The sequence below is a fragment of the Streptomyces nigrescens genome (genome assembly GCF_027626975.1).
Classification (GTDB): Bacteria; Actinomycetota; Actinomycetes; order Streptomycetales; family Streptomycetaceae; genus Streptomyces; species Streptomyces nigrescens.
The window spans coordinates 3,238,966-3,260,721 of record NZ_CP114203.1 but is presented as its reverse complement, the minus strand read 5'-3'; the positions used below and the strand labels follow the sequence as shown (position 1 = coordinate 3,260,721).

Here is a 21,756-nt window from a genome sequence, read left to right as displayed (position 1 = left end):
GTGCCCCCCGGGGAGCCAGGCCCAGGCCCCCTCGACGAACTCGTCGCCCGGCTGACCGCGGCGGGGCTGCCGGCCGACGCCCGCGGGATGGCCGACGCCCTCTGGCTCGCCCAGTGGATCACTCCTGGTGAACCGCGGGCCGAGGGCTCCGCGGACACCGTTCCCACCCCCGCGGACCGTCCGGACCGTACAGATCCGGCCACTTTCCGGGTGGGACCGGCCGCCTCCGCCGACCCCGCGGGCGCCGGCGGGACCGCCGCGGCCGCCGGCGGGGACGGACCGGCGGACGGTGACCCCTCGCCGTCCGTGCTCCAGGACGGCGCCCGGCGCCGGGTCGCGGAGCTGCTGCCCAGCCACGCCCTGGGCGAGACGCCCACGAGGTTCCCCGACCCCGACCGGCAGCGCCTCGGCGAGGTCGCCGTCCCGATCGCCTCCGCGTTCCCCGGACTGCTGCCGCTGCAGCGCGCGCTGCGCCCCATCCAGCGCTACCGCCCGCCGGTCGCCCCGGTCCCCCGGAAGCTGGACGAGCCCGCCACCGCCGAGCTCTCCGCCCACGCCGAAATGATCATCCCGGTGCTGCGCGGGGTGCACCGCCGGGCGGCCGGACTGCGGCTCCTGATGGACGGCTCGTCCTCGATGGCCGTCTGGGAGCAGATGCTGCACGACCTGCGCCAGGTCTGCGAGCGCGTGGGCGCCTTCCGCGACGTCACGGTGCACTACCTCCATCCGCACGGCCCGGACGTGGGGGTCGCGGCGGCCCCCGGCCCCGGCCGCCCGCTGCGCCCCGTCGACCAGCTGCACGACCCGACGGGCCATCACCTCACCCTCGTCGTCAGCGACTGCGCGGGCCCCCTCTGGCGGGACGGCCGGATGCAGCGGCTGCTCTACCGCTGGGCGGCCGATGCCCCGCTCGCCGTCGTCCAGCCGCTGCCGCAGCGGATGTGGGCACGCACCCTCCTGCCCGCCGTCGCCGGCACCCTCGTGCGCCGTCAGGGCCCCTACCAGGCGCTCGACTTCCGGCCGGCCCGGCGCCGGCGCCGTCCCGCAGGGCCGCCGGGCACCGCGTCCGAGGCGCCCCGCGAGCGCGCCGTTCCGGTCCTCTCCGCCACCCCCTCCGCGCTCGGCTCCTGGGCCCGGCTGGCCGCCGCCGACGCCGGTCTCGCGCTGCGCGGCGCGGCCTCCGTCGTACGCGCCGACCACGGCACCGAGCATCCGGCCGGTCCTCCGCCCGCGCCCGGGCCCGCCGCGCCGGCCCGTATGGTCCGCGAGTTCGACCAGCAGGCCTCGCCCGCCGCCCGGCTGCTCGCCGTCCACCTCTCCGCCGTCCCGCTCGCCCTCCCCGTCATCCAGCTCGTCCAGCGCGCGATGCTGCCGCAGACCGGCCCGGCCGAGCTGGCGGAGGTGCTGCTCAGCGGGCTGGTCACCCAACTCCCGCCGGACGAGCGGCCGTCGGGGGAGCAGGCCGGGGTGAGCGGCCCCTGGTACGACTTCGTGCCCGGGGTGCGCGACGAACTCCTCGCCCGGCTCAGCGCGGGCGAGGCCGCCCTGGTCCTCAAGCACTGCTCGCTCTACGTCGAGCGCACCTTCGGCCGCAGCGCCCGCAACTTCCCGGCCGTCGCGGTCGCCATGCTCTCCGGCAGCGGCCGGGAGCCCGAGACCGGCCGGCGGGCCGTCCCCGAACCCTTCGCCCGGGTCTCGGAACGCGTGCTGCGCCGCTTCGAACCGGCGCTGCGCCCGCCCGTCCGCCGGCCGTACGCCTCCGACGGACCCGCCGCGGAGGGCGCGGCCCTCCTGGAGCGCTACGAACAGGACCGCGCCGTCCGGGATCTGATCGAGGCGGTCCGACTGCTGCGCGCCGCCACCGAACGCCTGCCGGTGGCCGGTACCGACCTCGCCCGCGCGCTGCTGCACGCCTGGGCGACATGGCGCCAGCCGGACGCCCTGGAGGAGGCGGAGCGCGCGGCCCGCGCCGCGGAACGGGCCACCGCGGGCGAGCCGGCCGCCGACGACCAGGAAGGCGCCACGGCCGGCCGGGAGGCCGAGCGCACCCGGGCGCTGATCGTGCTCGGCCGGGTCGGCCACGCCCGCGCCCGGGAACGCCGGACGGCCGGCACCCCCGCCGAGGAGCGCACCGCGCTCGCCGACGCCGCCCGTCATCTGCACGCCGCCTGCGGGCTGATGAGCCTGCTGGACCCCCGCGTCCTGGAGAGCATGGTGTTACGCACCGAGGTCCTGCGCCGCCTGGCCGCCCTGCCGGCCGTACCGGACACCGACGGAGCGACCGACCCCGACCCCCTCGACGAGGCGGAACGCTCCCTCACCACCCTCCTCGACCAGTGGCCCAGCGGGGAGCAGGTGCCCGGCGAGGTCTATGCCGCCCGCGGCGGTGTCCTCCTCGACCAGGCCCGCCGGGCCGCCCGCGGCGACACCGCGGGGCCGCACCCCGCCGAGGCGCTCGCGGTCCGCGCCGCCGACGATCTCGACACCGCCGCCGTCCTGCTGCGCCGCCGCGGCGGCGCGGCCGACCGGCTGGTCTGCGAGACCCTGCTCGACCTCGCGGCGGCCCGCCAGCTCAACGGCGGCGCCGGCCGTCCGTCCGTGCTGCCCACCCTCGAACGCGCCCGTGCGCTGGCCCATGAACTCGACGACCGGGCCCTGGAAGCGGACAGCCTGCGCCGTACGGCCGCCGCCCAGCGCGCCGTCCACACCCGTACCGGCGACCTGACCGCGCTCGACGCCGCCATCGCCGCGCTGGCCGCCGCCCTCCGGCTGACCACCCCCGATTCGACCGAGCACAGCTCGCTGCTCGCCGAGCGCGGTGCGGCACTGCTGCTGCGCGCCCGGCTGGAGCCCGCCGAGGAGCCGGGCAAGCGGCTGGCCAACGAGGCGGTGCACGTGCTCCGCGAGGCACTGGGCCGGGTCGCGCCACACGACCCCGACCTGGGCAGCCACCGTCTGTTGTTCGGCCGCGCCCTGCGCCTGCGCTACGAACGCCAGCCCTCGCTCGCCGATCTGCACGAGGCCGACTGGATCCTGGAGCTGGCCGCCCGCGGCGCGGACGTACCGGACGCGGTGTCGGCCGAGGCCTGGCTCGAAGTGGGCGATGTGCAGCTGCTGCTGGACCGCCGCTTCGACTCCCGTGAGCGCCACGACCGGGCCGCCGCCTGCTACCGCCGGGCCGCCGCGGCCGCCCGGCGGGCCGACAGCGCCCTGCCGGCCGCCCGCGCCCACCACCGCCGCGGCGAGGTCCTGGAGGTCACCGCCGGCCCCCGCTCCGCGCTGCACGCCTACCGCGAGAGCTGGGAGCAGTGGCAGCGGGCCGGCGAGGACACCGGCCCCGAGGCCCAGCGCACCCGCGCCCGTATGCGCGCCCTCGAATCCACCGCCTGACCGCCCCGAGCACCCGTCCGGCTGCCTGGCCGTCCGCAGCGGGACGTGTTTCTGTGGACGGCAGTTCGGGAACACACCCGTCCAGCCGGCCTGAGGAGAGCAGCGTGGCGACTACCCCCCGCACCGAACCGGCTGTGGCCGCCCCGCCGGGGCCGTCGGCCGAGCGGCTGCCGGATTTTGCCGGGGTCGACGTGGGCGTTCTGGCGGCACGGACGGACCATGCGGTGCTGGGAGAGGTGGCGGCGCTGCTGCTGCGCAACTGGCCGTCGGCGGAGGACGCCGTCGCGTACTACGAGGACGGTCCGGAGAAGGTCTTGCGCTGACCGTCGAGAACGGTTGTTTTTGGGCAAACGTGCAAGGGAACCGGCCAGTTGCTGGGGGAATTCGGTTCTTCGCCCGGGTGCGGAGCCATGTACCAGACAACGGGCGGGAGTTGGCGAGCCCGTACCTCGACGCAGGCAGACGAGAGCAGGGGGCGACCCGTGGCGGGGGAGAAGACCGGCCCGACCGCTGTCGTGCCCTTCCGGCAGTTCGTGCTCAAGGTCCACAGCCGCTGCAACCTCGCCTGCACCTACTGCTACATCTACGCCGGGCCCGACCGCAGCTGGCGCGCGCGCCCGCCGACGGTTCCGGCCGCCACCATGCGCCAGACCGCCCTGCGCATCGCCGAACACGCCCGCACCCACCGGCTGCGCGAGGTCCGGATCGATCTGCACGGCGGCGAGCCGCTGCTCACCGGCCCCGGACCGCTGCTCGACCAGGCCGCCGCCGTCCGCGCCGCGCTGCCCGCCGGCTGCACCGCCGAATTCGGGGTGCAGACCAACGGGACGCTCCTGACCCGGGACATGATCGACACCCTCGGCGCCGCGGGGTTCCGGCTCGGCCTCAGCCTCGACGGCGGCACCCCCGGCCTCAACCGCCGCCGTGTCGATCACGCCGGGCGGCCCTCCTGGCCCGCGGTCTCCCGCGCCGTACGCCTGCTCCGCGACCGGCCCGAGGTGTTCGCCGGCATCCTGTGCACCATCGACATCACCGCCGGCCCCGCCGAGGTCTACGGCTCACTGCGCGCCCTGGACCCCCCGATGGTCGACTTCCTCCTCCCGCACGCCAACTGGTCCAGCCCTCCACCGGCTGCCGCCGGCCCCCGGCCCGCCCCCCTCGGACCGGCCGGCCGCGCCCCGTACGGCGACTGGCTGTGCACCGTCTTCGACCTGTGGTGGGACGGTGGCTCCGGTCCCCGGGTGCGGGTCTTCACCGAGATCCTCGGCCTCCTCCTGGGCCGCCCCAGCTCCAGCGAGGCGGTCGGGCTCTCCCCGGTCGTCGCCCTGGTCGTCGACACCGACGGCGCCATCGAGCAGGTCGACTCGCTCAAATCCACCTACGAGGGCGCCGCCGCCACCGGCCTCGACGTCTTCCACCACAGCTTCGACGACGCCCTGGCGCACCCCGGCATGGCCGCCCGCCGCAGCGGCCGGGACGGCCTCGGCGCACAGTGCCGCGGCTGCGCCCTGGTGGAGGTGTGCGGCGGCGGCAATTACGCCCACCGCTATCGCGCGGACGCCGGCGGATTCAGCAATCCGTCCGTCTACTGCGCCGACCTGGAACGGCTGATCCGGCACATCGCGGCCCGCCTGGAGGCCACGGTCGCCCTCAACTGACGGGCGTCCGAGATGACCTGACGCACTGTCGTCATATGGAGGGACACTTGGGCTATCGTGCCAAAAAGCCAGGGCGTGCCTGATGAGACAGCCTCTCCACGCGCGCACCATCGCATCTCAGGGAGACGGTCGCATGGTCGATCAGGCCCACTTTTCCGGTCCCACCGGCTCCAACGAACACATCACCATCAGCTACGCCGGGTTCACCCGGCCCTGGGCCGCCTGGATCTCCCATCAGCTGGAGCAGCAGGGCCACGGCACGACCATGCTGCGCTGGGACCCCAAGGTGGACACCGCGCTGGTGGAGGAGCTGTCGGGGCTGCTGGAGGCCGAGGGCCGGCTGCTGATGGTGCTGGACGACTGGTATTTCCGGCTGGGCCCCAAGACCCAGGAGGAGTGGACGGCCGCGCTGCGGGAGGTGGTGCCCGCGCACGCCGACCGGTTCGCCGCGGTGAGCGTGGCCACCCAGAGCCTGCCCGCCACGGCGTCCCTGCTGCGCCCCGCCGACCTGCGCGACCTGGACGCCCAGGAGGCCAACCGCCGGGTCCTGCAGCGCCTCGGCATCGGGGGACCGGGCCGGGCCGTGGACGAGGACGCGCCGGGCGCGCCCCGCTTCCCGAACAACCCGCCCGAGGTGTGGAACATCCCGCGCCGCAACAACCGCTTCACCGGCCGCGACAACGTCCTCGAAGCGCTGCACGGCAAGCTGGCCGGCTCCGGTGCGGGCGCGGGCCCGCCGCTGGAGACCCGGATCGCGCTGTACGGCACCTCCGGCGTCGGCAAGAGCCAGATCGCCGCCGAATACGCCCACCGCTTCGGCAACGACTACGACGTGGTGTGGTGGATCAGCGCCACCAACCGCGGCGCCGCCCGCGAACAGCTCGCCGAACTCGCCACCCGGCTCGGCCTCCCCGTGGGGCGGGAGCTGGGCGACCGCATCCGCGCCGTCCACGAAGCGCTCCGCGTCGGCCGCCCCTACCGCCGCTGGCTGCTGATCTTCGACAGCGCCGACGACATGGAGCAGATCGAGGACCTGGTCCCCGACGGCCGCGGCCATGTCCTGATCACCACCCTCACCCGCGACTGGTCGGGCTCCGGCAGCGCCCAGGAGATCGAGGTGCTGCCCTTCAACCGCGTCGAGAGCGTCGCCTACGCACGGCGGCGCGCCCCACGGCTGACCCCGATGGAAGCCGATCTGCTCTCCGACGCCGTCCAGGACCTGCCGCTGCTGCTCGCCCAGACCGCCGCCTGGCTCGACGCCAACCCGATGTCCCCCAAGGAGTACATCGAGCTGATCCGCCGCGGTGAGCCCAGCCTCGTCGGCATCCGGATCTCCTCCGACTACCCCATGGCCTTCCAGACGAGCTGGGCCATAACTCTCAACACGCTGCGCGAACGCAGCCCGGCCGCGGTCGAACTCCTCAAGCTGTTCGCGTTCTTCGCGCCGGACACCATCCCCGTCCCGATGCTCTCCCGGGCCCGCCGCGGCGACCTGCCCGAACACCTCGCCGACCTGGCCGCCGAGCCGATCAGCTGGAACACCGCGCTGCGCCGGCTGACCGAGTCCACCGCCGTACGCCTCGACTACCAGGTCTCCCAGGACTCCGACCCGGCCGTGGAGACCGCGCTGATGCACCGGCTCTACCACCGGTTCCTGCGCAGCGACATGGCCGAGGACGAGCGCGATCTGATGTCGGCGTGCGCCTGCCGGGTGCTGGTCACCGCCGATCCGCAAAACCCCGCCGACACCCGCTACTGGGAGCGCTACGCCGAGCTCATCCCGCATCTGGAGCCGGCCGGCGTCCTCGACAGCCCCGAGCCCGCGGTCCAGCAGCTGCTGCTCAACTGCGTGGAGTATCTGCGGGTCCGCGGCGAGTACCGCATGGGCCTGCGGCTGTGCGAACAGTTCATGTCCCGCTGGCGCACCCGCCTCGCGGCCACCCAGCGCACCATGCTCGTCCTTACCCACCAGCACGCCAACATGCTGCGCCGGCTCGGCCGCTACCGCGAGGCCGAGGCGGTCGGCAGCGCCGTCGTCGACCAGCTCGCCGCCGAGCGGGACCCCTCCGACGCCGATCTGCTGCGGGCGCAGGACGGGCTGGCCGGCACGCTGATCGCGCTGGGCTCCTACGAGCAGGCCTACGACCTCTTCGACGCCGTCTGGCGGGCCTACACCGAGCTGCTCGGCCCGGAGGCACCCCGCACCCTCTCCTCGCGGCACAACCTCGGCAGCGTCCTGGCGCTGCTCGGCCGGTACGAAGAAGCGCTGGTCACCCATCGCGAGGTGCTGGCCTTCCGGGAGCGCGAGCTGCGCGCCCGCCACCACCTCACGCTCAACGCGGGCACCGCCCACGCCCGCACCCTGCGCCTGCTCGGCCGCTACCGCGACGCCACCTCCAGCCAGGAGCTCAACGCCCGGCTGCATCTGCAGGTGATGGGCCCGCACACCCCGCAGACCCTGCGCGCCGAGCACAATCTCGCGCTGTGCCTGCGCCGCTCCGGCGAGGTCACCCGTGCCGCCACCCTGCTGGCCGATCTCGTCGAGCGCTCCCGCCGGGTGCTGGGGCCCCGCCACCCCGAGACCCTGATGGTGCGCGCGGACCACGCCACCTTCCTGCGGGAGCACGGCGATCTCGGGCACGCCCGCGACCTGGCGGAGGAGGTCGCCGAGCGCTATCGCGCCCTGGCCGGCGAGCGCCACCCGTACACCGTCGGCACCCTCGCGAACGTCGGGCTGGTCCGTGGCGAGTTCGGGGACCCGGCGGACGCGCTGGACATCGCCGAGCGCGCGCTGAGCGGGATGTCCGAGGCCATGGGCTCCGGCCATCCCTGGACGCTGGGCTGTGCGCTGAACGCCGCCGCCGCGCGCAACCGGGTGGACGACGAGGAGGGCGCGGTGGAGCTGGGCCGCGTCACCCTGGAGCGGGCCAAGGTGACGCTGGGCGACACCCATCCGCTGACCCTCTCCGCGAAGACGGCGCTGTCCGAGGACCTGCGGGCGCTCCGCCGCGGCCAGGAGGCGGCGAAGCTCGAACAGGAGGCGATCCAGCAGCTCTCCGAGACCCTGGGCGCCGAGCACCCGCACACCCTGTCAGCGCGGCGTCGCCGGCGCCCGTACTGGGACTTCGAACCGCAGCCCGTCTAGTGAGCCGCGCAGGCGCCCCACGCACGCGGAAGGGCCCGCCCCCACCGGGGACGGGCCCTTCCGCTGTTTCACCACCGGTCATCCGGCGGCCCCGACGCCTCAGGCGTCGAAGGCCTCCGCGACCAGCTGTGCCTGCTCCGCCTGGTGGCGCTTGGCGGAGCCGACGGCCGGCGAGGAGGAGTGCGGCCGGGAGATCCGGCGCAGCCGCTCACCGTGCGGGACATCGGCGCCGACGGCCAGGTCGAGGTGGTCGATCAGGTTGAGGCCGAGGAACGGCCAGGCACCCTGGTTCGCCGGTTCTTCCTGGGTCCACAGGTACTTCTCGGCGTTCGAGAACTTGGCGATCTCCGCCTGCAGTTCCTTGCCGGGGAGCGGGTAGAGGCGCTCGATGCGGACGATCGCGGTGTCGTGCGCGCCACGCTTCTCGCGCTCGGCCTCCAGGTCGTAGTAGACCTTGCCGGAGCAGAAGATGACCTTGCGGACATCCTCGGGCTTGACCGTGGAGTCGCCGATGACGGGGCGGAAGCCGCCCGTCGTGAACTCGTCCGTCCGCGACGCCGCCGCCTTCAGACGCAGCATCGACTTCGGGGTGAAGACGACCAGCGGCTTGTGGTGCGGGTTGTGGACCTGCCAGCGCAGCAGGTGGAAGTAGTTCGACGGCAGGGTCGGCGCGGCGACCGTCATGTTGTTCTGCGCGCACAGCTGGAGGAACCGCTCGATGCGGGCGGAGGAGTGGTCCGGGCCCTGGCCCTCGTAGCCGTGCGGGAGCAGCAGGGTGACGCCGGACGTCTGGCCCCACTTCTGCTCCGCCGAGGAGATGAACTCGTCGACGACCGTCTGGGCGCCGTTGACGAAGTCACCGAACTGCGCCTCCCACATGACCAGCGCCTCCGGGCGGGCCAGGGAGTAGCCGTACTCGAAGCCCATCGCCGCGTACTCGCTGAGCAGCGAGTCGTAGACGTTGAAGCGGGCCTGGTCCTCGGAGAGGTAGAGCAGCGGCGTGTAGTCGTCGCCGGTCTCCCGGTCGATGAGCACGGCGTGCCGCTGGCCGAAGGTGCCACGGCGGGAGTCCTGGCCGGCGAGCCGGACCGGGGTGCCCTCCATCAGCAGCGAGCCGATGGCGAGGGTCTCGCCCATGCCCCAGTCGATGGCGTTGTCCTCGACCTGGGCCGCGCGGCGCTGCAGCTGGGGCAGCAGACGCGGGTGGACGGTGACCCGCTCGGGGATGTTGACCTGGGACTCGGCGATCCGCTTGACGACCTCCTGGGAGATCGCGGTGTCCACGAAGACCGGGAACTCGGCCTTGGGCTGCGGCACCTCGGGGACGGCCGGGGCCGTCGTGGCGTCGCGGACCTCGGTGAAGACCTTCTCCAGCTGGCCCTGGAAGTCCTGCAGCGCCTGCTCGGCCTCTTCCAGTGTGATGTCGCCACGACCGATGAGGGACTCGGTGTAGAGCTTGCGCACCGAGCGCTTCTTGTCGATCAGGTCGTACATCAGCGGCTGGGTGAAGGCCGGGTTGTCCGACTCGTTGTGGCCGCGACGGCGGTAGCAGATCAGGTCGATGACCACGTCCTTGTTGAACGCCTGGCGGAACTCGAAGGCCAGACGGGCCACACGGACGACGGCCTCGGGGTCGTCACCGTTGACGTGGAAGATCGGCGCCTCGATCATGCGGGCCACGTCGGTGGCGTACATGGACGAACGCGACGACTCCGGCGCTGCGGTGAAGCCGACCTGGTTGTTGATGACCACGTGCACCGTGCCGCCGGTGCGGTAGCCGCGCAGCTGGGACATGTTCAGCGTCTCCGCGACCACGCCCTGGCCGGCGAACGCGGCGTCACCGTGCAGCTGGATCGGCAGGACCGTGAAGTCCGTGCCGCCCTTGTTGATGATGTCCTGCTTGGCGCGCGCGACACCCTCGACGACCGGGTCCACGGCCTCCAGGTGGGAGGGGTTGGCGGTGAGCGAGACCTTGATCTGCTCGCCGTCCAGACCGGTGAAGGTGCCCTCGGCGCCCAGGTGGTACTTCACGTCGCCGGAGCCGTGCATCGACTTCGGGTCGAGGTTGCCCTCGAACTCGCGGAAGATCTGCGCGTAGGACTTGCCGACGATGTTCGCCAGGACGTTGAGGCGGCCGCGGTGGGCCATGCCGATGACGACCTCGTCGAGGCGCGACTCGGCCGCGGAGTCGATGACCGCGTCCAGCAGCGGGATGACGGACTCGCCGCCCTCCAGCGAGAAGCGCTTCTGGCCGACGTACTTGGTCTGCAGGAACGTCTCGAACGCCTCGGCGGAGTTCAGCCGGCGCAGGATGCGCAGCTGCTCCTCGCGCTCGGGCGACTTGTGCGAGCGCTCGACCCGGTCCTGGATCCACTTGCGCTGCTTGGGGTCCTGGATGTGCATGAACTCGATGCCGGTGGTGCGGCAGTACGAGTCACGCAGCACGCCCAGGATCTCGCGCAGCTTCATCATGGACTTGCCGGAGAAGCCGCCGACCGCGAACTCGCGCTCCAGGTCCCACAGGGTGAGGCCGTGCTCGGTGATGTCGAGGTCGGGGTGCTTGCGCTGGTGGTACTCCAGCGGGTCGGTGTCGGCCATGACGTGGCCGCGGACCCGGTAGGAGTGGATCAGCTCGAAGACCCGGGCGGCCTTGGTGACGTCGTCGTCGTGGGAGACGTCGATGTCCCGCAGCCAGCGGACGGGCTCGTACGGAATCCGCAGCGACTTGAAGATGTCGTCGAAGAATTCGTTGTCGCCGAGCAGCAGCTGGCTCATGATGCGCAGGAACTCGCCGGAGGCGGCGCCCTGGATCACCCGGTGGTCATAGGTGCTGGTCAGCGTCATGACCTTGGAGACACCCAGCTTGTTCAGGGCGTCCTGGGAGGTGCCCTGGAACTCCGCGGGGTAGTCCATCGCGCCGACGCCCATGATCATGGACTGGCCGGGCATCAGACGCGGCACGGAGTGGACGGTGCCGATGCCGCCGGGGTTCGTCAGCGACGCGGTGACTCCGGTGAAGTCGTCCATCGTCAGCTTGTTGTCACGGGCCCGGCGGACGATGTCCTCGTAGGCCTGCCAGAACTCGAAGAAGGTCAGCGTCTCGGCCTTCTTGATGGCGGCGACGACGAGCTGGCGGTCACCGTTCGGCTTCACCAGGTCGATGGCCAGACCGAGGTTGACGTGCTCGGGCTTGACCAGCGTCGGCTTGCCGTCCTTCTCCGCGAAGGAGTAGTTCATCGACGGCATGGCCTTGAGGGCCTGCACCATCGCGTACCCGATGAGGTGGGTGAAGGAGACCTTCCCACCGCGGGCGCGCTTGAGGTGGTTGTTGATCACGATGCGGTTGTCGAAGAGCAGCTTCACCGGGACCGCGCGGACGGACGTGGCCGTCGGCAGCTCCAGGGAGGCGTTCATGTTCTTCGCCACCGCGGCCGAGGGGCCGCGCAGGGTGATGAACTCGGGACCGGCGGGGGCCTGGCCCTCCTCGGCGGCCGGCTTCGCGGCGGGCTTGGCCGCAGCCGCCTTCGCCGGAGCCTTGGCCGGAGCGGCCTTGGCCGGTGCCGGAGCGCTCGCAGCGGGCTTCGCCGGGGTGGCCGGCTCGGCGGCAGCCGGCTTCGGCTCCGCTGCGGGCGCGGACGCCTGCGCCGGGGCGGCCGGAGCGGGGGCAGCACCCTCCGCCGGCTGGCTCGGCGCGGTGGCGCCGCCCGGCTTGTAGTCGGCGAAGAAGTCCCACCAGGCTCGGTCTACCGAGTTCGGGTCCTGGAGGTACTGCTGGTAGATCTCGTCGACGAGCCACTCATTGGGACCGAACGCAGCAGCAGGGTTCTTACCCTGCCCCTCTTGGTCGGTCGAGATGCTCGAGCTGTTGGGGGACTGTAGCGACACGGCGGCAACCGCCCTCTTCCGCTTCCTAAGGTGGTGGACAGCGGGAATAAAGGCTACGCCTGTTGTGACCCTTGGTGCAGGCCGGGAGGGGTACTCGTCGCGTACGTCACATTCCCGGTCGGGTTTCAGGGCATGACTTGGCGGGAAACACACGAAGTTTGCCTCTGTGCGGGTACGAGTGATCGCCACCACACCCGCTGCGGAGTGTTTCCACCATCGACCCTACGTCAGCGGCCGTCAGCTTCGAGCTGACTCCAGCCCCGGAAGAGTGACCCGGATCCGGCAGCCGCGCGGCGACTCGGCCACGCCGATGCGTCCGCCGTGCAGGTCCACCGCCCAGCGCGCGATCGCCAGGCCCAGGCCCGTACCGCCGTCGGTGCCGGGGCCCGAGGGGGCCGGACCGCCGCGGTTGAACCGCTCGAAGACCCGGTAGCGCTCCGCCTCGGGGATGCCGGGGCCCTCGTCCTGCACCTCCAGCACCAGGCTCTGCGGCCCCTCGCCCCGCCGTGCGTGCACCGTGACCCGGCCGTGCCGGGGGCTGTGCTTGATCGCGTTGTCGATGAGATTGGCGACGACCTGGTGCAGCCGCTCGGCGTCCGCGTGCGCGGTCAGCTCCGGCGGCGAGACATCGAGGTGCAGATGGACGTCCGTACGGGTGTGGGTGCCGGAGCCGGCCACCCCTGACAGCCCCGACAGGGTGGCGGCGCCCCGGCTCATGTTGGCCTCCTTGAGCACCCCGGACAGATACGGCCAGACCTCGAAGCGGCGGGAGTGCAGCGGCACCACGCCGTTGTCCAGCCGGGACAGGTCCAGGAGGTGCTCGACCAGGCGGCCCAGCCGCTCGGTCTGCTTCAGCGCCGTGCGCATGGTCTCCGGGTCCGGCTCGCAGACGCCGTCGACGACGTTCTCCAGGACGGCACGGAGCGCGGCGATGGGGGTGCGCAGCTCGTGCGAGACATTGGCGACCAGTTCCTTGCGGTGGGTGTCCACCGCTTCCAGGTCGGCGGCCATCCGGTTGAAGGCGTTCGCCAGGTCGCCGAACTCGTCACGGCGCTCCGAGCGGACCCGGCGGCTGTAGTTACCGTGCGCCATCGACCGGGTGACGTCCGTCATCTCGTCGAGCGGGGCGGTCAGGCTGTTGGCCACGAACTGGGTGATCAGCAGCGAGGCGATGATCGAGAAGATCGTGATCACCCGCAGCTCGGTCGCCGAGTGCATCGCGACGAACACCAGCAGTGTGGTGATGATCACCGAGACGCTGACCAGTGCCCCGAGCGCGGCCTTGACCGAGCGGTACGGGTCCAGCGGGCGCAGGCCCTCCCAGACCCGCTGCCACAGCTCGCGCAGGGGGGTGCATGGCCACCGCGTCATGCGGACGGGGTCTCCAGGGCGTATCCGACGCCGTGGACCGTGCGGATCCGCTCGGCGCCGATCTTGCGGCGCAGCGCCTTGATGTGGCTGTCGACCGTACGGGTCCCGGAGGCGTCCGCCCAGTCCCACACCTCGGCCAGCAGCTGCTCACGGGAGAGCACCGCGCGCGGGGTGTTCGCCAGGCAGACCAGCAGATCGAACTCGGTGGGCGTCAGATGGACGTCAGCGCCGCGCACCCGCACCCGGCGCTGGGCGTGGTCGATCTCCAGCTCACCCAGCCGGAGGATGCCGCTGCGGGGGGTGTGGGCGGCCAGTGCGGCGCGCTCGACCCGGCGCAGCAGGACATGCACCCGGGCGGCCAGCTCCCGCATCGAGAACGGCTTGGTCATGTAGTCGTCGGCGCCGACGCCGAGGCCCACCAGCATGTCGGTCTCGTCGTCCCGGGCGGTGAGCATCATCACCGGCACCGGGCGCTGCGCCTGGACCCGGCGGCACACCTCCAGGCCGTCGAAGCCCGGCAGCATCACATCGAGGACCAGCAGATCGGGCTGCCAGGCCTCGGCGGTGTCCACGGCGGCCGGGCCGTCGGTGGCCGTCTGCACCTGGAAGCCCTCGGCGCGCAGCCGGGCCGCGATGGCCTCGACGATCGTCGGGTCGTCCTCCACGACCAGGACCCGGCGCTGGGCTCCCGGCGTGGCCGCGGCGGCGCCGCCCTGCGTTGTCTGAGTCTGGTCCATCGCCCGCCCCTGCATGTCCCCTGCGTGGTCGCGTATTGCTGGGCAGCAGCGTACGGGCATGGTGTGACTGTCGGCTACGCGCCCTTCCGCGCGAGATGGACCGCGTCGGGGACGCCTCGGACAACGGGGATCTCTTCCGTATGTACCCCGCTGAAACCGGCATTTCGCAGTGCGTCCTCGAAGGCCGGCGAGGGCTGCGCGGACCAGACGGCGAGCACTCCGCCGGGCGTCAGACGGTCGCGGCAGGCGGCGAGCCCGTCGGGGGAGTAGAGGCTGTCGTTGTCCTCGGTGACGGTCCAGTCGGGGCCGTTGTCGATGTCCAGGCACAGGGCGTCGTAGGTGTCCTGGCCCGCGTCCGTCCGCAGATGGGCGACCAGGTCGGTGTGCAGGATCTCGCTGCGCGGATCGGCCAGCGCGGCCGCCGAGACGGCCGACAGCGGGCCCGTGCGGTGCCAGTCGATGACCGCCTCCTCGCGCTCGACGACGACGATCCGGCCCCAGTGCGGCTGCTGGGCCGCACGGGCCAGGGAGAAGCCGACGCCGAGGCCGCCGATCAGCACGGAGGGGCGGGGGCGGCCGGCCGGCAGCGCGTCCAGCGCGGCGTCGATCAGCAGCCGCTCGGACCGGCCGTCGGAGGTGTCCATCAGGAAGCAGCCGTTGGCGATGATCTCGTAGATCACCGGTGACCCGGGGGTGCCGGAGCCGTCGGTTCCGGGGGCTGCGGGGGGTTCGGCCCGTTGCCGCAGCACCACCTCGCCGTACGGACCCTCGCGGCGGTCGAGCGTGCGCGGGGCCTCGGGGGCGCCGGTCGTTGCCTGCGTCGGTGTCACGGGAGCCATGGCGCCATGGTGGCCAATACGGGGTGCGCCGGTCCAACGCTTTGGGGCGGTCGCTCGGGTGCCGCTTCGGTGGTCGCTTTTGGGCGGTATTCGCCGCCGGATACCCGGACGTGAAGTGTCTGCTGACGGTTGCCCCGTGTGATGGATATCACTCTCACAGGTTCTTCATGGGTTGAGCGTGCAGGGTGGTCCGGGACGTAGAGCAGGGCAGAGATTCACGGCCGAGGGACACGGGCGTGGCTCACCGGATGCGCCAGGACGGAAGGGGCCTCGGACTGTGAGCTGGCTGGGAACCGCAGAGAGAATACGGACCGGTCGTGAACCGGCCGCCGCGCCGGGGCCGGAGGCCGGTCGGGGCGGGACGCCGGGCCTGCTGGCCGGCATCCCCCGGCAGCGCGGGGGCCGGACGGCCCGGGCCGACGCCGTTGCGGAAGGGCCGAACGCCCCTGATGCGGCGGTGCGTTGGCGGCCCTGGAGGCTGCTCCCCACCCCCCTCGGCACCCCCTTCACCTTCGGCTACGCCGTGCTCCTCGCGGCCACTTCGCTCTTCGCCGAGTACGCCGACCCTGGGCTGGTCTCCGAACTGCTGCGCGGCTCCAGCACCGATGTCGTCCATCTCGCCCAGGCCCCGCTGCTGGTGCTGGTCGCCAGCGCCTTGTGGATCGCCGGCGGGATGGCCTCCGGGTACGCCGTCGCCTTCCTCTTCGTCCTGACGGCGCTGGAGCGGCGGGTCGGCGCGCTGCGTACCGTCGCGGTCTTCTTCGGCGGCCATGTGCTCGCCACCCTCGCCACCGAACTGCCCGTCGCCTTCTCGGTCGCCGTCGGCCGGCTGCCGGAGAGCTCGCTGCACCGCCTCGACTACGGCATCAGCTTCGGCGTGATGACCTGCACCGGAGCCCTCGCCGGCCTGCTGCCCGCCTGGTCGCGCTGGCCGCTGCTGGCCGGCGTCGGCTATGTGGCCCTGACGGATCTGCTCGCCTACGTGGACCCGCTGAGCGACTGGGGGCATCTGCTCTCGCTCGCCCTGGGCGTGGCGAGCTGGCCGCTGCTGCGCCGCTGGCGCGACCACCGTGCCGCGGCCGCGCCGCTCCTCGGCGATCTGGGCCACCCCGCCCTGCGGGGCGCGCGGACGTACTGAGCGTCAGGCGGCTCTGCCTTGTGCGAGTTGGCCGAGCTCTGCGCAGGGTGGGGTCGCCCAGGGGGCTGGGTGTGGCGCGCACCTCCGGTCACCGCGGCTGCCTGACTGCCGGGGCACGTATCACCACAGGCGGCCCACTTCCCGCGCGGCTATCCTCTGCGGGATGGCACTGGACCAGTACGCCTACTTCGCGCTGTTCAGCCGGCACACCTCGGCGGACGACATGACCTCCCAGCTGGGCATCAGTCCTGACGAGGTAACCGTTCGCGGCAGCCGGTTCACCGAGCCGGTGACGGTTCCGGTCGATCACTCGTGGATGGTCGTCTGCCGGGAACCGGGCCTGCGCGTCGACGAGCAGATCACCCGCATTCTCGACAGGCTCCAGGCCCACACGGACCGCATCGCCGATCTCACCCGGCATCTGGCCGGCACCGGCGGCGGAGCAGTGCTTCAAGTGGTGCGCCGCTTCAACGACACCGACCGCGCCCGGCCCGGCACCGCCGATGTCCCCAACCTCCTCGGCTGGCATCTGGACCGCAGGGTCCTGGACTTCCTCGGTGCCACCGGCGCCGCGCTCGACGTCGACGAGTACGACATGGCCGGAGACAACGACGCCGGGTGAGCACGCGGCTCCGTACTCACCTGGGCGAATGAGCCGTATTCCGGCGGCTTGACAGCAGCATGAGGAAGCCGGGCGTCCCGTGGCTCGGCCGGTCCGGACGGCAGGAGCTACGGCCGCGCCGTCGACCGGTAGGTGTGGGTGATCGCGTAGGCGCAGCCGCCCAGGAGCGCCACACCGGAGAGCACTCCGCTGACGAACGGCACCCAGGCCACGGCGGAGGTGGCCGCCATGCCCAGACCGGTCGCGCCGAGCGCGGTCAGCGTGGCGCCGGGGACGGCGATGCTGCGCCGCTTCCAGACCGCCATCAGCGCGACGAAGTGCAGACCGACGATCAGCGCGATCCAGGCCACGGCGGTCTGCTCGGGAGCGCCCGCCGCCCGCAGCGCGAGATTGCCGCCGATCAGCAGCACCGCCTCGGCCCCCACGACGAACGCGAACTTCCCCCGGAACCAGTCCGCCTGAGGTGCCTCGGCATCGTCCGGCGCGGGCCGGCCGCGGCGCCCCGCCAGCAGCGCGAGCGTGAGCAGCCCGGCGAAGGTGAGCACCGCGAGCACCCGGAGGGCGATACCGATCGCCGGATTCAGCGGGTCGTGGGCGTTGGCGACCACGAAGACCGTCCCGAAGAATGCGCCGATGAAAACTCCGGACATCCGCTGCAACATGCGGTGAAGGTAGCAGTCATGACGGGGTGTGAGGACGGTCGCGACGGGCTTTTCCCGCGGATCCGCCCGGACCGTCCGCCGCTATCCGAGCCACATGAGCATGCCGTCCCCCTCGTCCGCCGCCGCGCGGAAGAAGGGCCGCAACAGCTCGTAGTGCGCGCTGACATAGTCCAGTGGCTCGCCCCGCTCCCAGACGATCACCGGATACACCTCCGCCGCGGCGAGGTCCGCCGGGCCGACACCGGCCGTCAGGCTCTCCGCGGATATCCCCGCCAGCGCCTCCGCGGCGCCTCGCACCTGCTCGGGGGTGAGGTAACGGGGCGGACCGTAGCCCCAGTCGTCGGCTTCCGGGACGGCCTCCTCGCCATGGACGATGTCCACCGGGAAGGACGTGCGGCGCAGCAGGAACCCGAGGGCGTCCCAGGCCTTGTCGATGTCCAGGCAGCGCGCCGGCGCGGGCTCCGGGCACTGTGCGGCTTCGGCTTCCATCCGCCCGCTGACCAGCTTCAGCGCCCACTCCGGATCGCCCAGGGCGCGGTCGAGTTCGGCAGGAGTGACACGCGCGTACTCTCCGATCATGCTCATGGTCCCGAGGCTAGGGGCGACCACTGACAACGCCCGGTGAGCGCCGGGAAGGCCCCGGCCGCAGCGAGAGGAACCGGCCCGGCGCGGCGGCTCTGCGCCGGCTGGGAGAATGGCGGTCCCTTCCGGGCACGGCTCGTGCGGTGCCCGCCGGTCGCAGGAGTACACGCACCTTGTCCCCAGAACGCAAGCCATCGATTCCGGACGTCGGGGAACTCGGCCTGCAGTCCGACTGCGGCAGCTGCTTCGGGCTGTGCTGTGTCGCGCTGCCGTTCGCGGCCTCGGCGGACTTCGCGATCGACAAGGACGCCGGCCGGCCCTGCCCGAACCTGCGGACGGACTTCCGCTGCGGTATCCACAGCGAGCTGCGCCCGCGCGGTTTCTCCGGCTGCACCGTCTTCGACTGCTTCGGCGCCGGGCAGAAGGTCTCCCAGGTCACCTTCGGCGGGCAGGACTGGCGGCAGGCCCCGGGGACCGCCCGGCAGATGTTCGACGTCTTCCCCGTCATGCGGCAGCTGCACGAACTCCTCTGGTACCTGGCCGAGGCGCTGACCCGGCCGGCGGCCCGCCCGGTCCACGCCGACCTGCGCGCCGCCCTGGAGAAGACCGAACGCCTCACCCGCGCCGGCGCCGAGGAGCTCACGGGGCTGGACGTGCCCGCCCACCGGGGCGAGGTCAACGCCCTCCTGCTGCGCACCAGCGAACTCGTACGGGCCGGGATCCCGGGCCGCAAGAAGGAGCGGCGGGGCGCCGACCTCGTGGGGGCCCGCCTCAAGGGCGCCAACCTCCGGGGCGCCAACCTCCGTGGGGCCTACCTGATCGCCGCCGACCTCAAGGGCGCCGATCTGCGCACCGCGGACCTGATCGGCGCCGATCTCCGCGCCGCCGACCTCTCCGGCGCCGATCTCACCGGCGCCCTCTTCCTCACCCAGTCGCAGCTCAACGCGGCCAAGGGCGACGCCGCCACCGAGCTGCCGCAGACCCTGACCCGCCCCGCTCACTGGTAGCGGTCCCGCTGCGGTCCGGCTCGCTCCCCGCCGGACCGTCGTTGATCAACGGGTGCGCGCCCGGCCGTGCCCCCGGATCGCCGCGGCCCCGCCCGGCGGCGGCAACTCCCTGATCGCTCACAGCGAACGCACCCGGGGGAACATCCCCCGGCCCGGCGGCATTGAGTGAGTAAAGCTCAACTTGCTTGCCGAAGGGGAGATCATGGCTTCGACGTCCACATCGCTCACTCTGCCCGTGCTGCCCCTCGATGACGAGGTCGTGCTCCCCGGCATGGTGGTGCCTCTGGACCTGTCCGACGCGGACGTACGGGCGGCGGTGGAGGCCGCACAGGCCGCCGCCTCCTCGGGTAACAAACCGCGGGTGCTGCTTGTGCCCCGCATCGACGGGGAGTACGCCGGGATCGGCACGCTCGGGCGGATCGAGCAGGTCGGGCGGCTGTCCGACGGTGATCCCGGCGCGCTGATCCGGGGCCTGGGCCGGGTGCGGATCGGTTCGGGCACCACCGGGCCCGGTGCCGCGCTCTGGGTGGAGGGCACCACCGTCGAGGAGCAGGTCCCCGATCCGCTGCCCGGAGCGGTGGCCGAACTCGTCACGGAATACAAGGCGCTGGCCACCAGCTGGCTGCGCAAGCGCGGCGCCTGGCAGGTCGTCGACCGCGTCCAGCAGATCGAGGACGTGCCGACGCTCGCCGACAACTCCGGCTATTCGCCGTTCCTGACCACCGAACAGAAGGTCCGGCTGCTGGAGACCGTCGACCCGGTCGCACGGCTGAAGTCCGCCACCGAGGCGCTGCGTGAGCACCTCGCCGAGCAGGACGTCGCCGAGTCCATCGCCAAGGACGTCCAGGAAGGCGTCGACAAGCAGCAGCGGGAGTTCCTGCTGCGGCGGCAGCTGGAGGCGGTCCGCAAGGAACTCGCCGGACTCAACGGCGATCCGGAGGACGAGGGCGACGACTACCGCGCCCGGGTCGAGGCCGCCGACCTGCCCGAGGACGTCCGCAAGGCCGCCCTCAAGGAGGTCGACAAGCTGGAGCGGTCCAGCGACCAGAGCCCCGAGGGCTCCTGGATCCGCACCTGGCTGGACACCGTCCTCGAACTGCCCTGGAACGAACGGACCGAGGACGCCTACGACATCGCCGGCGCCAAGGAGGTCCTGGACGCCGACCACGCCGGCCTGGAGGACGTCAAGGAGCGCATCACCGAATACCTGGCCGTCCGCAAGCGGCGGGCCGAGCGGGGCCTCGGTCTCATCGGCGGCCGTCGCGGAGGAGCCGTGCTGGCGCTCGTCGGGCCGCCAGGGGTCGGCAAAACCTCGCTCGGCGAGTCCGTGGCGCGGGCCATGGGCCGCAAGTTCGTCCGGGTCGCGCTCGGCGGTGTCCGGGACGAGGCGGAGATCCGCGGCCACCGCCGTACGTACGTCGGCGCGCTGCCCGGCCGGATCGTCCGGGCCGTCAAGGAGGCCGGGTCGATGAACCCGGTGGTGCTGCTCGACGAGATCGACAAGGTGGGCTCCGACTTCCGGGGCGACCCGGCCGCCGCCCTCCTGGAGGTCCTGGACCCGGCGCAGAACCACACCTTCCGCGACCACTACCTGGAGGTCGAACTCGACCTCAGCGATGTGGTCTTCCTGGCCACCGCCAACGTCCTCGAAGCCATCCCCGAGCCGCTGCTGGACCGTATGGAGCTGGTCCGGCTGGACGGCTACACGGAGGACGAGAAGGTGGTCATCGCCCGGGACCATCTGCTGCCGCGCCAGCTGGAGCGGGCCGGTCTGGAGCCCGGCGAGGTGACCCTGGAGGACGGGACGCTGCGCAAGCTGGCGGGCGAATACACCCGCGAGGCGGGCGTACGGAATCTGGAGCGCACGGTCGCCAGGCTGCTGCGCAAGGTCACCGCACAGCACGAACTGGGGGAGCGGAAGCTGCCGTTCACGGTCGGAGTGGACCAGCTGCGCCCGCTGATCGGGCGGCCGCACCACACCCCCGAGTCGGCCCAGGACCCGGCCGAGCGGCGCACCGCGGTGCCCGGTGTGGTCACCGGCCTCGCGGTCACCGGCGCCGGCGGCGATGTGCTCTATGTGGAGGCCTCACTCGCCGATCCGGAGACCGGCGCGTCCGGGCTCCAGCTGACCGGCCAGCTCGGTGACGTGATGAAGGAGTCCGCGCATATCGCGCTGTCGTTCCTGCGCTCCCACGGCGCGGAACTGGAGCTCCCGGTCGCCGACCTGAAGGAGCGCGGAGTGCATCTGCACGTACCGGCGGGCGCGGTCCCCAAGGACGGGCCGAGCGCGGGCGTGACGATGACGACGGCGCTGGCCTCGCTGCTGTCGGGCCGGCAGGTCCGGCCGGATGTGGCGATGACCGGTGAGGTCTCGCTGACCGGGCGGGTGCTGCCCGTCGGCGGGGTCAAGCAGAAGCTGCTGGCGGCGCACCGGGCCGGCATCGGCACCGTCATCATCCCCCGGCGCAACGAACCGGACCTGGACGATGTGCCGGCCGAGATCCTCGCCTCCCTGGAGGTCCACCCGGTCGCCGATGTCCGCCAGGTGCTGGAGCTGGCGCTGACACCGGCGTCGAACGGGGCGGCGTCTGAGGTCCCGGCCGCGGCGTGAGGACGACGACGGCCGGTCCGGCTCCCGCAGAGGGGCCGGACCGGCCGCCGCGCCGGTCTCGGGGCGCGTCCGCGTGTGCGGAGACGTCCTGGCCGTTCGCCGGGGTGTG

14 protein-coding genes are annotated in these 21,756 nt (G+C 72.6%); 8 read left to right on the top strand and 6 right to left on the bottom strand.

Annotated features, from left to right (window positions below; genetic code table 11):
- From STRNI_RS14530 to fxsT, 4 genes are all read left to right on the top strand, one after another.
- Positions 1–3,390: an SAV_2336 N-terminal domain-related protein gene (locus STRNI_RS14530; RefSeq protein WP_277411367.1), complete on the top strand. Its 3,390-nt coding sequence runs from the start codon at positions 1–3 to the stop codon at positions 3,388–3,390.
- 104 nt (positions 3,391–3,494) lie between these two features.
- Positions 3,495–3,713, top strand: a complete 219-nt coding sequence (locus STRNI_RS14525) for a YxD-tail cyclophane-containing RiPP peptide (protein WP_018087460.1) — start codon at positions 3,495–3,497, stop codon at positions 3,711–3,713.
- Positions 3,714–3,872: 159 nt separating this feature from the next.
- Entirely contained in the window at positions 3,873–5,048 is a 1,176-nt protein-coding gene (locus tag STRNI_RS14520; RefSeq protein WP_018087459.1) for an FxsB family cyclophane-forming radical SAM/SPASM peptide maturase, read from the top strand.
- 133 nt (positions 5,049–5,181) lie between these two features.
- Positions 5,182–8,193 carry an FxSxx-COOH system tetratricopeptide repeat protein gene (gene fxsT, locus STRNI_RS14515; RefSeq protein ID WP_159486191.1) on the top strand — a complete coding sequence of 1,004 codons (3,012 nt, stop codon included), beginning with the start codon at positions 5,182–5,184 and terminating at the stop codon, positions 8,191–8,193.
- Between the two features lie 99 nt (positions 8,194–8,292).
- On the opposite strand, the gene STRNI_RS14510 is transcribed toward fxsT, so the two are convergent.
- The 4 genes from STRNI_RS14510 to STRNI_RS14495 form a co-directional block, all read right to left on the bottom strand.
- On the bottom strand, positions 8,293–12,078 hold the full coding sequence (locus STRNI_RS14510; RefSeq protein ID WP_018087457.1) for a multifunctional oxoglutarate decarboxylase/oxoglutarate dehydrogenase thiamine pyrophosphate-binding subunit/dihydrolipoyllysine-residue succinyltransferase subunit: 3,786 nt from the start codon (positions 12,076–12,078) through the stop codon (positions 8,293–8,295).
- A gap of 237 nt (positions 12,079–12,315) precedes the next feature.
- Complete coding sequence (locus STRNI_RS14505) at positions 12,316–13,449, bottom strand: HAMP domain-containing sensor histidine kinase (RefSeq protein ID WP_018087456.1); 1,134 nt, start codon at positions 13,447–13,449, stop codon at positions 12,316–12,318.
- The gene (locus STRNI_RS14500; RefSeq protein WP_018087455.1) at positions 13,446–14,186 is read right to left on the bottom strand and encodes a response regulator transcription factor; all 741 of its coding nucleotides are present in this window, start codon (positions 14,184–14,186) and stop codon (positions 13,446–13,448) included. The genes STRNI_RS14505 and STRNI_RS14500 overlap by 4 nt, the downstream gene beginning before the upstream one ends.
- Positions 14,187–14,260: 74 nt before the next feature.
- Positions 14,261–15,025: a spermidine synthase family protein gene (locus tag STRNI_RS14495; RefSeq protein WP_277411366.1), complete on the bottom strand. Its 765-nt coding sequence runs from the start codon at positions 15,023–15,025 to the stop codon at positions 14,261–14,263.
- A gap of 277 nt (positions 15,026–15,302) precedes the next feature.
- Between STRNI_RS14495 and STRNI_RS14490 the strand changes: the two genes are divergently transcribed.
- Together STRNI_RS14490 and STRNI_RS14485 are read left to right on the top strand one after the other, a co-directional pair.
- Positions 15,303–16,163 carry a rhomboid-like protein gene (locus STRNI_RS14490; RefSeq protein ID WP_277411365.1) on the top strand — a complete coding sequence of 287 codons (861 nt, stop codon included), beginning with the start codon at positions 15,303–15,305 and terminating at the stop codon, positions 16,161–16,163.
- Positions 16,164–16,326: 163 nt separating this feature from the next.
- Entirely contained in the window at positions 16,327–16,785 is a 459-nt protein-coding gene (locus tag STRNI_RS14485) for a DUF4279 domain-containing protein (protein WP_277411364.1), read from the top strand.
- A 107-nt stretch (positions 16,786–16,892) separates the two neighbouring features.
- Here the strand turns inward: STRNI_RS14485 and STRNI_RS14480 are convergent, their stop codons facing one another.
- A complete protein-coding gene (locus tag STRNI_RS14480; protein WP_106430793.1) occupies positions 16,893–17,435 on the bottom strand; it encodes a hypothetical protein in 543 nt (180 codons plus the stop codon).
- Between the two features lie 93 nt (positions 17,436–17,528).
- Entirely contained in the window at positions 17,529–18,026 is a 498-nt protein-coding gene (locus STRNI_RS14475; RefSeq protein ID WP_159489042.1) for a YfbM family protein, read from the bottom strand.
- 176 nt (positions 18,027–18,202) lie between these two features.
- On the opposite strand from STRNI_RS14475, the gene STRNI_RS14470 reads away from it, so the two are divergent.
- Complete coding sequence (locus tag STRNI_RS14470) at positions 18,203–19,036, top strand: pentapeptide repeat-containing protein (protein WP_159486183.1); 834 nt, start codon at positions 18,203–18,205, stop codon at positions 19,034–19,036.
- Between the two features lie 202 nt (positions 19,037–19,238).
- A complete protein-coding gene (gene lon, locus STRNI_RS14465) occupies positions 19,239–21,647 on the top strand; it encodes an endopeptidase La (protein WP_159486181.1) in 2,409 nt (802 codons plus the stop codon).
- The last annotated feature ends 109 nt before the right edge of the window (positions 21,648–21,756 follow it).